The organism is Burkholderia sp. JP2-270, from assembly GCF_003233675.1.
GTDB classification, from domain to species: domain Bacteria; phylum Pseudomonadota; class Gammaproteobacteria; order Burkholderiales; family Burkholderiaceae; genus Burkholderia; species Burkholderia pyrrocinia_C.
On sequence record NZ_CP029824.1, the window covers coordinates 132,982 to 145,431 of the forward strand.

Sequence of the window (12,450 nt, forward strand, 5' to 3'; positions counted from 1 at the left end):
GCCGCCCGAGCCACGCCAGCCATGACGACGCCGCCTAGCCGCCACCCCGCCGCACCCGCACCGGGCCCGCGCTGGGCCGAGCCGATCCGCAAGCGCCTCGTGGCCGGCATCACGCACCTGACCGCGGGCGGCGGCGGCCCGTCGCTCGATCTCTCTTCGCCGCCCGGCGATCCCGGGCTGTTCGGCCCCGATGCCGTCTGCTGGCGCGTGCATGCCGACTTCACGTCGATGATGACAGGCGGCATCGCCGCGCTGCTGCTGCAGGCGCTCCATCCGCTCGCGCTCGCAGGCGTCTGGGATCACTCGTCGTTTCGCACCGACATTCTCGGCCGCTTGCGGCGCACCGCCACGTTCATCACGGGCACGACGTTCGGCAGTCGCGCGGACGCACTCGCGCTGATCGAGCGCGTGAAAACGATCCACTCGCGCGTATCGGGTATCGCGCCCGACGGTCGGCCGTACCGCGCCGACGATCCGGCGTTGCTGACCTGGGTGCATATCGCGGAAGTCTCGAGCTTCCTCGCCGCGCATCTGTGCTACGTGAATCCGGCGCTGTCGGGCGAATTGCAGGACCGCTATTACGCCGAAACGGCGTTGATCGCCGAACTGCTCGGCGCACACGAGGTGCCGCGTTCGCGCGCCGAGGTCGCCGCGTATCTCGCGCGCATGCAGCCCGAACTCGAGGCCGGGCCGCATACCTTCGACGTGATGGCCATCCTGCTGAATGTGCCGGTCGCGAAGCCCGCGCTGCGGCCGGCCGCGTCGCTGATGATGCATGCCGGGATCGACCTGCTGCCGCCGTGGGCGCAGCGCATGCTCCGCGTGTCGACGTTCGCGCCGTTGCGACGCGCGGTGGTCCGGCCCGGCGTACGGGCCGTCGCACCCGTGCTGCGCTGGGCGCTCGTCAACGGCGCGTCGAAGCGTGCGCGCCGTCGCGCGACCGCCTCCCCTTCCGATGGCGCCCCGCCCGCCTGACGATTCGCTTCTTCCGATTATTTCAATTTCGCTTCAAATACCTATGACAAGCTGACGGGCCCGCACCCGCGCACGGTCGCACACGCCGCACGCCCCGCCCTTGAGTGACTCGCGCGGTGTCCCGCCCCCGGCCGACATCCGATGCCCGCGATGCCACGCCTGCCGATCCGCTTCGTCCTTGCCGCCGGCCTGTCCGCCGTCTTCGCCCACTCTGCATGCGGACGCGACGATGTTGCCGCCGTTGCTCGCACGGACACCCAAACGCCGTCCGGCGGCACCACGACGACGCCCGCGCCGCCCGCCGCCGTCACGCCGCAACCGGGCAAATGGAAAAGCGCGTGCGCGGCCACGGACCCCGTGATCGACGGCAAGACGGGCGCCGACCTCGGGCGCGCCGGTGCGATCGACGGCGGGAAGAAATACAACAAGGGGGAATTCGACAAGCTGCGCCAGCCGATCACGGCCGACAAGCCCGGCAAGATCGCATACGCGCTCGACTACAAGACGCGCCACGGGCTGCCGCAGTAAGCGTCGCGCAGAAAGAAGGGGGATCCCGGCCGGCCATGCCGGACGGGCCCCACGTGCTCAGAGCACCTTGCGATAGCCGTCGTCGTCGCTCTCGGCGTCCAGGTGCGACACGTCGGCCCACTGCACGACCTGCGCGCGGCCATCCACGTAATCGACGACGTTGATGCTCGTATTGAGCAGTGGGTAGTTGCGCGGCGCCGACAGGTCGAGACCGTTCGCAAAACGGTACGCGCAGTCGAGCACGCCGCCATGCGCGACGCACGCGATCCGGCCGCCCGGATGCGCAGCGACGATCGGTTCGAGCGCATGCAGCACGCGGTGATAGAACGCACGCTGCGACTCGCCGCCTTCCGGTGCGAAGCCCGGATCGCGCGTCTGCCAGGCCGCATACGCGTCCGGAAACAACGCCTCGATCTCGGTGCTGTCGTGCCCCTGGAACGCGCCGTACGAGCGTTCGCGCAACCCGTCCCGCAGCAGCAGCGGCAGCCCGAGCGCATCGGCAAAGGGTTGCGCGGTCTGCTGCGCGCGCATCAGGTCGCTCGAATAGACCGCGTCGATCCGTGCGCCCTCGCGCGCCTCTCGCTCGAGCCGCGCGGCCAGCCGCTGCGCCTGCGCGAGCCCCGAATCGGCCAGCGGGATGTCGATATGCCCCTGGATGCGCTTGATGCGGTTCCAGGCCGTCTCGCCATGACGGATGAAAAGAATCTGCGTGGTGGCCATCGCGGCGCGTCTCCGGGGAAGAATCAGGGCCGAACTTGCAGCCAGAACGTCACGGGGCCGTCGTTGACGAGCGACACCTGCATGTCGGCGCCGAACTCGCCCGTCTCGACGACCGGATGGCGCGCCCGCGCGGCCGCGACGAAATAGTCGAACAGCCGCGCGCCTTCGTCGGGCGGCGCAGCCGGCGTGAAGCTCGGGCGCAGCCCGCTGTTGGTATCGGCCGCGAGCGTGAACTGCGACACGAGCAGCAGGCCGCCTGCGCGCCCCGCGCCGTCGATATTCGACACCGGGAGATTCATCTTGCCGGCCGCGTCGCTGAACACGCGGTAGCCGAGCATTTTCGCCAGCAGCTTGTCGGCCGCCGCGTCGGTATCGCCGCGCTCCGCGCAGACCAGCGCGAGCAGGCCCGCGCCTATCTCGCCCGTCGTGCGGTCGCCGACGCGCACGTCGGCGCGCTTCACGCGCTGGATCAGCGCGATCATGCGGTCAGCGTGACACGCGCGAAGCGGCGCTTGCCGACCTGCACGACGAACTCGCCGGCCTCGACCTTCAGGCCCTTGTCCGACACGGTCGCGCCGTCGATCTTCACGCCGCCCTGCTCGATGTTGCGCAGTGCTTCGCTCGTCGACGGCACGAGGCCGGCCTGCTTCAGCAACTGGCCGATCGCCAGCGGCGCGCCGGCGAGCGTGACTGACGGAATGTCGTCCGGCACGCCGCCCTTCGCGCGGTGATTGAAGTCCTCGAGCGCACGCTCGGCGTCGGCCTGCGAATGGAAGCGCGCGACGATTTCCTGCGCGAGCAGCACCTTGAAGTCGCGCGGGTTGCGGCCGCCTTCGGCTTCGCGCTTGAAGCCGGCGATCTCGTCGAGGCTGCGGAACGACAGCAGTTCGAAGTAACGCCACATCAGCGTGTCCGAAATGCTCATCAGCTTGCCGAACATGTCGGTCGGCTTCTCGCTGATGCCGACGTAGTTGCCCTTCGACTTCGACATCTTCTCGACGCCGTCGAGGCCTTCGAGCAGCGGCATCGTCAGGATGCACTGCTGTTCCTGGCCGTACTGCTTCTGCAGTTCGCGGCCGACCAGCAGGTTGAACTTCTGGTCGGTGCCACCCAGCTCGAGGTCGGCGTTCAGCGCGACCGAATCGTAGCCCTGCATCAGCGGGTACAGGAATTCGTGGATCGAGATCGGCACGCCGCTCTGGAAGCGCTTCGTGAAGTCCTCGCGCTCGAGGATCCGCGCGACCGTGTAGCGCGACGCGAGCTTGATCATCCCGTCCGCGCCGAGCGGCATCGACCATTCGCTGTTGTAGCGGATCTCGGTCTTGTCGCGGTCGAGCACGAGTGCGGCCTGCTCGAAGTAGGTTTTCGCGTTCGACTCGATCTGCTCGCGCGTGAGCGGCGGGCGCGTCGCGTTGCGGCCCGACGGATCGCCGATCAGCGACGTGAAATCGCCGATCAGGAAGATCACCGTGTGGCCGAGGTCCTGCAGCTGACGCATCTTGTTCAGCACGACCGTATGGCCAATGTGGATGTCGGGCGCGGTCGGATCGAGGCCGAGCTTGATGCGCAGCGGCGTGCCGGTGGCCGCGCTGCGCGCGAGCTTCTGCGCGAACTCTTCCTCGATCAGCAGCTCGTCGACGCCGCGCTTCGTGACGGCGAGCGCATGCCGGACTTCATCGGTGATCGGGAAAACGGGCTTGGAACTGGGTTCGGTGCTCATCGGGGCCAGGAAGAATGTCGCAAAAACAGGGATTTTCCCATAACTTGCGCGCGCATCGCTTAACGACGCGTCACGTTGCGCGGATAATCGGGCGCAAGGCGCGCGGCACCGGCCCGCGCCGCACGATCCAGGAGAACCCAACGTGCCGCAACGACAGCCGCAAAACGCCCATCCGGCCGACGGCATCTACTTCGGGCTGATGTCGGGAACCAGCATGGACGGCGTCGACGGTGTCGCCGTGCGCTTCGAGGCCGGCAAGGCGCCGGCCGTGCTCGCGGAAGCATTCGTCGGTTTCGCGCAATCGCTGCGCGACGCGCTGTTCGCGCTGCAGCAGCCCGGCGACAGCGAGATCGACCGCGAATCGCTCGCGGCGAACGCGCTCGTCACGCGCTACGCGGTGTGCTGCCACGAATTGCAGCGCACCGCAGGGCTGTCGCGCGACGAGATCCGCGCGATCGGCGTGCACGGCCAGACGGTGCGCCATCGCCCCGAGCGCGGCTATACGCGGCAACTCAACAACCCGGCGCTGCTCGCCGAGCTGACCCATGTCGACGTGATCGCCGATTTCCGCAGCCGCGACGTGGCCGCCGGCGGCCACGGCGCGCCGCTCGCACCGGCGTTCCATGCGACGGTGTTCGGTGCGCCCGGCGAGACGCGCGTCGTCTGCAATCTCGGCGGGATCAGCAACATCACGATCCTGCCCGGCGAAGACGGCGACGTCCGCGGCTTCGACTGCGGCCCCGCGAATGCGCTGATCGACGCGTGGGCGACCCGCCATCTCGGCAAGCCGTACGACGAAAGCGGCAAGTTCGCCGCGCGCGGCACCGTGCACGCGCCGCTGCTCGACGCGCTGCTAGACGAACCGTATTTCGCCGCGCCGCCGCCGAAAAGCACCGGACGCGACCTGTTCAATCCCGCGTGGCTCGACGCGAAGCTCGCCGCGTTCGCGCAGGTCGCGCCGGAGGACGTGCAGGCGACCCTCACGGCGCTCACCGCCGTCTCGGTCGCACGCGAGATCGCGCAGCACGCACCCGGCTGCAAGGCCGTCTTCGTATGCGGCGGCGGTGCGCGCAATCCGGTGCTGCTCGACGCGCTCCGGCACGCGCTGCGCGAGGCCGGCGTGCCGGCGACGGTCGATACGACGGCCGCGCTCGGCGTGCCGCCGCAACAGGTCGAGGCGCTCGCGTTCGCGTGGCTCGCGTACCGCTTCACCGCGCGCCAGCCCGGCAATCTCGCGACGGTCACCGGTGCGGCCGGCAACCGCGTACTCGGCGCGCTCTATCCGGGTTGACGCCAAGCCTGCCGCACGGCCGGTGCCGCACACTGGCATAAAAAAACGGGGCATGAAGCCCCGTTTTTCATTCCGGCGAACCGGAGCGGATCTGTCGTGCGCTCAGACCGAGAACGACGAACCGCACCCGCAGGTGGTGGTCGCATTCGGGTTCTTGATCACGAACTGGGCGCCGTTGAGGTCGTCCTTGTAGTCGATCTCGGCGCCGACCAGGTACTGGTAGCTCATCGAGTCGATCAGGAGCTGGACACCGTTCTTGTTCATCACGGTGTCGTCTTCGTTGACTTCCTCGTCGAACGTGAAGCCATACTGGAAGCCGGAGCAGCCGCCACCCTGCACGAACACGCGCAGCTTCAGGTCGGGATTGCCCTCTTCGTCGATCAGTTGCTTGACCTTGTCGGCCGCTGCGTCGGTGAAGACGAAAGGAAGCGGCATTTCGGTCGTCGTTGCTGCGGATTCGGTAACAGCGTTCATTGCGAACTCTCCAAAAAGCTTTAGCCGCTATTGTAGGGCCGATCAGAAGATCGTGCTGAAGTCCATGAAATCAATAGGTTCTTGTCGATTTCATCAAACCTGCCCGAGCGAGCCGCCGCAGCAGGGGCCTGGCAGCGGGCATAAAAAAACCGCCAGCGCGAAAGCTGGCGGTTTTTCCGGCAGACGCCGCCCGAAAGCGGCGCGGCCATGAAGCGGAATTAACGCTTCGAGAACTGCTTGGCGCGGCGTGCCTTGCGCAGACCGACCTTCTTACGCTCGACTTCACGCGCATCGCGCGTCACGAAGCCTGCGCTCGACAGCGACGGCTTCAGCGTCGCATCGTAGTCGATCAGTGCACGGGTGATGCCGTGGCGCACTGCGCCTGCCTGACCCGTTTCACCGCCGCCGTTCACGTTCACCTTGATGTCGAACGTCTGGCCGTGGTTCGTGAGTTCCAGCGGTTGACGCACGATCATCAGCGACGTTTCGCGCGAGAAGTAGTCAGCGATGGGCTTGCCGTTGACGATGATGTCGCCCTTGCCAGCCTTGATGAAGACACGTGCGACTGCGCTCTTGCGGCGGCCCGTACCGTAGTTCCAGTTACCGATCATGTGGGTCCCCTTAGATCTCGAGCGCCTTCGGCTGTTGAGCCGAGTGCGGATGCGTCGCTTCTGCGTAGACCTTCAGCTTCTTGATCATCGCGTAGCCGAGCGGGCCCTTCGGCAGCATGCCCTTGACCGCCTTCTCGAGCGCGCGGCCCGGGAAGCGTTCCTGCATCTTGCCGAACGTCGTTTCATAGATACCGCCCGGGTAGCCCGAGTGACGGTAGTACTTCTTGTCCAGCGTCTTGTTGCCCGTGACCTTCAACTTGCTCGCGTTGATGATGATGATGAAATCACCAGTGTCGACGTGCGGAGTGAACTCAGGCTTGTGCTTGCCGCGCAGACGGCGTGCCACTTCGCTGGCAACACGGCCGAGAACCTTATCCGTCGCGTCAATCACGTACCATTCGCGCGTCACCTCATGGGCTTTTGCGGAAAACGTCTTCATGATCGATCCAAAAAAAATGCTTTGCCCGATGTGTTCTTCCTGCTTGTCTGTGTGCGCTTCGAGGCGCGGTGCAGGCTCTCCCTGTTCTTTTTCCGTGGGCATGAATGCGGAAAAGCCCTGAATTATAAAGGAAATCCAACAACGCGGTCAAAGGGAATCCACGTCCCGTGTCCGCGGCGCCCAAAATGGGCCAAAATTCGGTCGTGCCCCGACAAGCCAGGCGATCCGAGCGCCCGGGGAGGCACCCATCGACGCGCGGCACATGACCTTGCCGCGCCAGACCGGCCGAATACGGAAAACAACAAACAAGCATGATGAAACAACGACTTACGCCCTTCTTCGCGGCCGCGCTGCTGGCCGCCGCAGCGCCTGCCGTCGCCGCCCAGGCCGGCTGCGAAGCCAAGCTCGACGCGCTCGATGCGCGCATTGCCGAAGCCCGGACCGCCCATGCCGAGGATCGCGTCGCCCGCCTGCGTGCGGTGCGCGAACGCGTCCGCCACTTCTGCGCACGCGGCCACGGCCATGCGTCGGCCGTGCACGCGCCGGCACCCGACGCACGCTTGCGCGGCACGCTGCCCGACGCGACATCGCAACCGGCCGCACGGCAGCCTGCCTAACGAATGTAACGGATGCCGGGGCGCGCAAGCCGCGCGCCGATGTTTGCATGGGACGAAAAAAAGCCCGAACGGCTGGTTCGGGCTTAATCCACCATAGGAGGAGGGTGGAGGAGACATTCGGAGGTTGCCGCAGCGCGACAACCAATGATGCTCATTATACGAACGTGCCGCCGGCTTCACAAGAAAATTTGCATTGCGAAATCAAACACCACAATGCGAAATTTCCGGAGATCGATCGAAAAAAATCAATTTCCCCTTTAAAATCAAATGCCTGACCTCGACCAGGGCGAGCAAGAATGGCCCCCGACTAGAGTAAAACCCCTAAAGCCAGCAGGGAAATTGCCGTTCGGCACGCTGTTGCGCGCTGTACGCGCGGCTTCGGTGCCGCACGTCGTGCACCGCATCAGCCGACCGCAGCGCCGCGGGCTACAATGCCGGATCGAATCCGAATCAGGCAACGCTGGAGTGCAGGCATGGAATGCAAAGTAAGCTGGATGGGTCAGGACGGCATGGCGTTTTCCGCCCAGACCGGAAGCGGGCATCTCGTCACGATGGACGGCGCGCCCGAAGGCGGCGGTCACAACCTCGCGCCGCGCCCGATGGAAATGGTGCTGCTCGGCACCGGCGGCTGCACGGCCTATGACGTCGTGCTGATCCTGAAGAAGAGCCGCCAGGAAGTTACCGGCTGCTCGGTCACGCTGAAGGCCGAACGCGCGAGCGAAGACCCGAAGGTGTTCACGAAGGTGCACTTCCACTTCACCGTCACCGGCCGCAACCTGAACCCGGCCACGGTCGAACGCGCGATCAACCTGTCGCACGACAAGTACTGCTCCGCGTCGATCATGATCGCGAAGACGGCCGAACTCACGCATTCGTTCGACATCGTCGCCGCCTGAACGCACGGCGCGCGTGCATGAAAAAAGGGCCGGCGCTCCGCAAGGAGACGCCGGCCCTTTCGCATTCGAACGGCAAAGCAGGCCGATAAGCCGGATTCTGTGCACGCTGCGCGCCGAAGCGCACAGCGCGTGGCAGCCATTCCTCTAGGCGCGCCATTGCTGACGCGCTCAAGCTTCCTACCCGCAGACGAGACGGGGGCCCCGTCCTGCATCCGAAGATGCGCGCCTGCCTACTTGGAATTGCTCCGGGTGGAGGTTACCGTGCCGGCGAACGTCGCCGTCGCCGCGGTGCGCTCTTACCGCACCGTTTCACCCTTACCTGATCCCGGCTTGCGCCGGGCCATCGGCGGTTTGCTTTCTGTTGCCCTGTTCCGCGTGTCGCCACGGATGGCCGTTAGCCATCACCCTGCCCTGTGGAGTCCGGACTTTCCTCGCCCCCGCGCGCCCGAAGGCGGCGAGGCCGCGACTGCCTGGCCTGCTTTGCGACGCGCATTCTAGCACTGCGCGCCACCGCCGGCTGCGCGCGTACGGCGGCCGCTGCGAAATACGGCCGGATCGTCGTAGAACGCGGCGTCGGCATTCGCGTCGCACCAGCCCGGTACGCCGAGCACCGGAAGCGGCGAGAAATCGCGACTCGTCAACTCGCCCGTCGCGAGTTCGGCGGCGACGCGCGCATCGACATGCGCATTGCGCTGCGCGTCGGACCACGAAAAATAGTCCGCGCTCACTTCGACGATCCACGTGTGCGCGGTGCAGGACTTGTAAGGCGCGACGAGCTTCTCGAGCAGCGCATGGCCGACGAGCCGCGCTTCGCAGCCCGTGCCCCACGCATCGCGCGCGGCGACCAGCAGCCGCGGCCAGTCGAAGCCGCGCAGCGCATCGGCGAGCGCGCGGTCGGCCGTCACGAACAGCGCGGCATTCTCGTCGAACAGCGTGAGCGCATCGCGCAGCGTGCCGCGCACGGGCCCGACGCCGCCCGCCGCGTCGATCGCGGCGGCCTGGCGCGCGTTCAACGCGGCCTTGATACGCGGATACGCGAACCAGACGAGCGCATTGAAGAAATCGTGAAGATTGTGGCGGGTCGGCACGCCGCCGGTGTCGGCGATATGGGTCTCGTACGCGACACCGGGCGGCAGTTCGGCCTGCGGCACGAACCGCAGCGGCCTGCCGCGACCGCTGATGCGCCCGCCATCGCGGTTCGTGCCGTTGAGCGCACCGTTGAGCGCACCGTTCAGCGCGTCGAGCAGCGCGGCGTCGCCCGCCCGTGCGGCCGCCTGCGCGGCGCGGCCGGGCTCCACGTACTGCGCAAGCCACGGCGCGGACCAGTCGATCCGCGCGAAATCCGCCGCCCCGCTGCCGGCCGCGTGGCCGGCTTCGCGCGGCGGCGCGCCGGTCACGCGAGTTTCCAGCCGATCGTCTCGCCGCCGCGCAGCGGCACGACCGGCGTGTCGCCCGCGAAGATCTCGCGCGGCAGTTCCCATGCCTCGCGGCGCAGCGTGACCGTCTCGGCGCTGCGCGGCAGCCCGTAGAAATCGGCGCCGAAGAAGCTCGCAAAGCCTTCCAGCTTGTCGAGCGCGCCGGCGTGGTCGAACGCTTCCGCATACAGTTCGAGCGCGTGCAGCGCCGTATAGCAGCCTGCGCAGCCGCACGCGGTTTCCTTCGCGCCGCGCGCATGCGGCGCGCTGTCGGTACCGAGGAAGAAACGCGGGTTGCCCGACGTCGCGGCCTCGACCAGCGCGACGCGATGCGTCTCGCGCTTCAGCACGGGCAGGCAGTAGTAATGCGGGCGAATCCCGCCGACGAACAGCGCGTTGCGGTTGTACAGCAGGTGATGCGCGGTGATCGTCGCGCCGAGCAGGCCGGGCGCCGCATCGGCGTCGCGCACGTAGTCGGCCGCGTCCTTCGTCGTGATGTGCTCGAACACGACCTTCAGGCCCGGGAAATCGCGGCGCAGCGGCGTCATCACACGGTCGATGAAAACCTTCTCGCGGTCGAACAGGTCGATCGACGCATCGGTCACCTCGCCGTGCACGAGCAGCGGCATGCCCGTTTCCTGCATCGCCTCGAGCGTCTTCGCGCATTTCGCGAGATCGGTGACGCCGTGGTCGGAGTTCGTCGTAGCTCCTGCCGGATACAGCTTCACGCCGTGCACGAAGCCGCTTTCGCGCGCGCGGCGAATTTCGTCGGGCGGCGTGTTGTCGGTCAGGTACAGCGTCATCAGCGGCTCGAACGTCATCCCGGCCGGCAGCGCGGCGAGGATGCGCTCGCGATAGGCCTGCGCCTGTGCGGTGGTCGTCACCGGCGGCTTCAGGTTCGGCATGACGATTGCGCGGCCGAACTGGCGTGCGGTGTGCGGCAGCACGGCGGCCAGCATGTCGCCGTCTCGCAGGTGCAGGTGCCAGTCGTCGGGACGGGCGAGCGAAAGCGTCGCCGGGGAAGAAGCGTTCGAGGCAGTCATAGGAGGCGTCGTGAGGAACGGACTGGCCATCAGCGGGGCCGGAACACGCGTGCGCGGGCCGACTGACGGCAAACCGCAACACGAGGCCTTTGGCCAGCGGAATCCGCTTTTTACCGCTCAGGGCTCGGTGATATGCTAGAAGCCGCATTGTACCGGGGTTCGCCCGGTTCGTTACCCCCCGCTTCAGCCTGCCGCCCCACGTAAAATGTGCCAACTCCTAGGAATGAACTGCGCCGCGCCGACGGACGTCACATTCTCCTTCACAGGTTTCGCGGCCCGGGGCGGGCTCACCGATCACCATGCCGACGGCTGGGGCATCGCGTTCTTCGAAGACAAGGCCTGCCGCCTGTTCATCGATCACCAGGCATCGGCCACCTCGCCGATCGCCGAGATGGTGAAGCGCTACCCGATCAAGTCCAAGAACACGATCGCGCACATCCGCAAGGCAACGCAAGGGCACATCCTGCTCGAGAACAGCCATCCGTTCATGCGCGAGCTGTGGGGCCGGCACTGGATCTTCGCGCATAACGGCGATCTGCAGGACTACGCGCCGAACATGGACGGCAGCGTCTACCACCCGGTCGGCACGACCGATAGCGAACAGGCGTTCTGCGTGCTGATGCAGGGGCTGCGCGAGGCATTTCCCGGCGCGCAGCCGCCGCTGCCCGAACTGTTCGAGCGCGTCGGCGAGCTCACGCGCGGCATCACCGATCACGGCGTGTTCAACTTCCTGATGTCGAACGGCCAGGCGCTCTTCGCGCACTGCTCGACGCGGCTGCACTACCTGGTGCGGCGCTGGCCGTTCTCGACCGCGCATCTCGTCGACGAAGACCTGTCGATCGACTTTGCGAAATACACGACGCCCGAGGATCGCGTCGCGGTGATCGCGACGCAGCCGCTCACCGACAACGAGGTCTGGACCGCGTTCGAGCCGGGCGAGCTGATCATGTTCCAGTGCGGCGACGTCGCCGCGCGGATGCAGATCCCGGTGCCCGAACGCGTGCTCGAGAAGCTGCGCAATCCGGCGCTCGACGCGTCGGCCTCGGCACCGCGCGAAGCACGCGAAGCGCTCGCAACCGCCGCCGACGGCGATTCCGACGACGCGATCGACTTCTGAGCGCCGCGCACCGGCGCCCTTCCCGCTTTCCAATTCCCGCTCGGCAAGACCGTCGTCCGCAACGTTCGGGCGTGGCGGGCGATTTCGTGCGCACGGCTTTCACCGCCGGGGAAAATCGCCTGCGCGTGCCGGTTTCGTTTCATCCGGACTACATTACGGCATATCGAATCAACGCCACACAACATTCGCTTGATTTTATTAATTTCCAAGCGAAAATAACTCAAATCCGAAATAAACAAACCCGGCAATCTGCAACAGATATAATCCGGAACCCGCATTTTAACGCAACACCCCGATGCGAACCGTGCGCCACCCCACCGATCCGGCAATCACGCACCCACACTGACAAAATCACCCGAACCCTTATCCACAAAGGCTTTCAGTTCGATTCATCACACAATCAAAAAATATCGAATGAAATCGGCATTGTTGCCACATTCGTTATTTTTTTGATAATCGACCACCCTTCCGGTCATTAGACTCCTCCCATCCTCGGTGTAACGAATCACGATTGGCGCAGAAACGGCCACGGCCGCTGCACGTCCATTCAGGCCATTACTCCACCGCGGATTGCGATTTCACTGCACCGCGGTGAATACCACTT

General features: G+C 66.2%; 14 protein-coding genes, 1 other RNA gene and 1 pseudogene. 7 read left to right on the plus strand and 9 right to left on the minus strand.

Annotated features, from left to right (window positions below):
- Window positions 1-21 precede the first annotated feature (21 nt).
- Together DM992_RS00565 and DM992_RS42585 are read left to right on the plus strand one after the other, a co-directional pair.
- Window positions 22-975 (plus strand): oxygenase MpaB family protein, encoded by a 954-nt coding sequence (locus tag DM992_RS00565; protein ID WP_111015293.1) that lies wholly within the window; start codon window positions 22-24, stop codon window positions 973-975.
- Between the two features lie 342 nt (window positions 976-1,317).
- A pseudogene (locus DM992_RS42585) lies at window positions 1,318-1,503 on the plus strand (chromosome partitioning protein ParB); the annotation flags it as partial.
- A 57-nt stretch (window positions 1,504-1,560) separates the two neighbouring features.
- Here DM992_RS42585 and DM992_RS00575 read toward each other — a convergent pair.
- Genes DM992_RS00575 through tyrS form a run of 3 tightly spaced genes read right to left on the minus strand, consistent with a single transcriptional unit; the run spans window position 1,561 to window position 3,943 of the window.
- Complete coding sequence (locus DM992_RS00575) at window positions 1,561-2,223, minus strand: histidine phosphatase family protein (RefSeq protein WP_111015295.1); 663 nt, start codon at window positions 2,221-2,223, stop codon at window positions 1,561-1,563.
- Window positions 2,224-2,246: 23 nt separating this feature from the next.
- On the minus strand, window positions 2,247-2,705 hold the full coding sequence (gene dtd / locus DM992_RS00580; RefSeq protein ID WP_034182741.1) for a D-aminoacyl-tRNA deacylase: 459 nt from the start codon (window positions 2,703-2,705) through the stop codon (window positions 2,247-2,249).
- A complete protein-coding gene (tyrS, locus tag DM992_RS00585) occupies window positions 2,702-3,943 on the minus strand; it encodes a tyrosine--tRNA ligase (protein ID WP_111015296.1) in 1,242 nt (413 codons plus the stop codon). The genes dtd and tyrS overlap by 4 nt, the downstream gene beginning before the upstream one ends.
- Window positions 3,944-4,085: 142 nt before the next feature.
- Here tyrS and DM992_RS00590 point away from each other — a divergent pair, with 142 nt between their 5' ends.
- Window positions 4,086-5,234 carry an anhydro-N-acetylmuramic acid kinase gene (locus DM992_RS00590; RefSeq protein ID WP_111015297.1) on the plus strand — a complete coding sequence of 383 codons (1,149 nt, stop codon included), beginning with the start codon at window positions 4,086-4,088 and terminating at the stop codon, window positions 5,232-5,234.
- Window positions 5,235-5,336: 102 nt separating this feature from the next.
- Here the strand turns inward: DM992_RS00590 and erpA are convergent, their stop codons facing one another.
- From erpA to rplM, 3 genes are all read right to left on the minus strand, one after another.
- The gene (erpA, locus tag DM992_RS00595) at window positions 5,337-5,708 is read right to left on the minus strand and encodes an iron-sulfur cluster insertion protein ErpA (protein ID WP_072436314.1); all 372 of its coding nucleotides are present in this window, start codon (window positions 5,706-5,708) and stop codon (window positions 5,337-5,339) included.
- Between the two features lie 218 nt (window positions 5,709-5,926).
- Window positions 5,927-6,319, minus strand: coding sequence for a 30S ribosomal protein S9 (rpsI, locus tag DM992_RS00600; protein ID WP_006476904.1), 393 nt, complete (start codon window positions 6,317-6,319; stop codon window positions 5,927-5,929).
- A gap of 10 nt (window positions 6,320-6,329) precedes the next feature.
- A complete protein-coding gene (gene rplM, locus DM992_RS00605) occupies window positions 6,330-6,758 on the minus strand; it encodes a 50S ribosomal protein L13 (protein ID WP_009687896.1) in 429 nt (142 codons plus the stop codon).
- Window positions 6,759-7,069: 311 nt separating this feature from the next.
- On the opposite strand from rplM, the gene DM992_RS00610 reads away from it, so the two are divergent.
- Together DM992_RS00610 and DM992_RS00615 are read left to right on the plus strand one after the other, a co-directional pair.
- Window positions 7,070-7,375, plus strand: a complete 306-nt coding sequence (locus tag DM992_RS00610) for a DUF1090 family protein (RefSeq protein ID WP_111015298.1) — start codon at window positions 7,070-7,072, stop codon at window positions 7,373-7,375.
- 473 nt (window positions 7,376-7,848) lie between these two features.
- On the plus strand, window positions 7,849-8,271 hold the full coding sequence (locus DM992_RS00615) for an OsmC family protein (protein WP_034182736.1): 423 nt from the start codon (window positions 7,849-7,851) through the stop codon (window positions 8,269-8,271).
- A 70-nt stretch (window positions 8,272-8,341) separates the two neighbouring features.
- Here DM992_RS00615 and rnpB read toward each other — a convergent pair.
- The 3 genes from rnpB to pyrC form a co-directional block, all read right to left on the minus strand.
- Window positions 8,342-8,753, minus strand: an RNA gene (rnpB, locus tag DM992_RS00620) — RNase P RNA component class A.
- A 12-nt stretch (window positions 8,754-8,765) separates the two neighbouring features.
- On the minus strand, window positions 8,766-9,668 hold the full coding sequence (locus tag DM992_RS00625) for a DUF3025 domain-containing protein (RefSeq protein WP_111015299.1): 903 nt from the start codon (window positions 9,666-9,668) through the stop codon (window positions 8,766-8,768).
- A complete protein-coding gene (gene pyrC / locus DM992_RS00630) occupies window positions 9,665-10,729 on the minus strand; it encodes a dihydroorotase (RefSeq protein ID WP_111015300.1) in 1,065 nt (354 codons plus the stop codon). Before pyrC ends, DM992_RS00625 begins: the two co-directional genes overlap by 4 nt.
- Window positions 10,730-10,934: 205 nt before the next feature.
- Between pyrC and DM992_RS00635 the strand changes: the two genes are divergently transcribed.
- Both DM992_RS00635 and DM992_RS41435 read left to right on the plus strand, forming a co-directional pair.
- Window positions 10,935-11,846, plus strand: a complete 912-nt coding sequence (locus DM992_RS00635; protein WP_111015301.1) for a class II glutamine amidotransferase — start codon at window positions 10,935-10,937, stop codon at window positions 11,844-11,846.
- A gap of 71 nt (window positions 11,847-11,917) precedes the next feature.
- Complete coding sequence (locus DM992_RS41435; protein ID WP_162631565.1) at window positions 11,918-12,325, plus strand: hypothetical protein; 408 nt, start codon at window positions 11,918-11,920, stop codon at window positions 12,323-12,325.
- The last annotated feature ends 125 nt before the right edge of the window (window positions 12,326-12,450 follow it).

Coding starts and splice junctions, on each gene's coding strand:
- rpsI (WP_006476904.1), bottom strand. CDS start 6,319: ATGATCGGTAACTGGAACTACGGTACGGGCCGCCGCAAGAGCGCAGTC.
- DM992_RS00565 (WP_111015293.1), top strand. CDS start 22: ATGACGACGCCGCCTAGCCGCCACCCCGCCGCACCCGCACCGGGCCCG.
- dtd (WP_034182741.1), bottom strand. CDS start 2,705: ATGATCGCGCTGATCCAGCGCGTGAAGCGCGCCGACGTGCGCGTCGGC.
- DM992_RS00635 (WP_111015301.1), top strand. CDS start 10,935: ATGTGCCAACTCCTAGGAATGAACTGCGCCGCGCCGACGGACGTCACA.
- DM992_RS00575 (WP_111015295.1), bottom strand. CDS start 2,223: ATGGCCACCACGCAGATTCTTTTCATCCGTCATGGCGAGACGGCCTGG.
- tyrS (WP_111015296.1), bottom strand. CDS start 3,943: ATGAGCACCGAACCCAGTTCCAAGCCCGTTTTCCCGATCACCGATGAA.
- erpA (WP_072436314.1), bottom strand. CDS start 5,708: ATGAACGCTGTTACCGAATCCGCAGCAACGACGACCGAAATGCCGCTT.
- rplM (WP_009687896.1), bottom strand. CDS start 6,758: ATGAAGACGTTTTCCGCAAAAGCCCATGAGGTGACGCGCGAATGGTAC.
- pyrC (WP_111015300.1), bottom strand. CDS start 10,729: ATGACTGCCTCGAACGCTTCTTCCCCGGCGACGCTTTCGCTCGCCCGT.
- DM992_RS00610 (WP_111015298.1), top strand. CDS start 7,070: ATGATGAAACAACGACTTACGCCCTTCTTCGCGGCCGCGCTGCTGGCC.
- DM992_RS00615 (WP_034182736.1), top strand. CDS start 7,849: ATGGAATGCAAAGTAAGCTGGATGGGTCAGGACGGCATGGCGTTTTCC.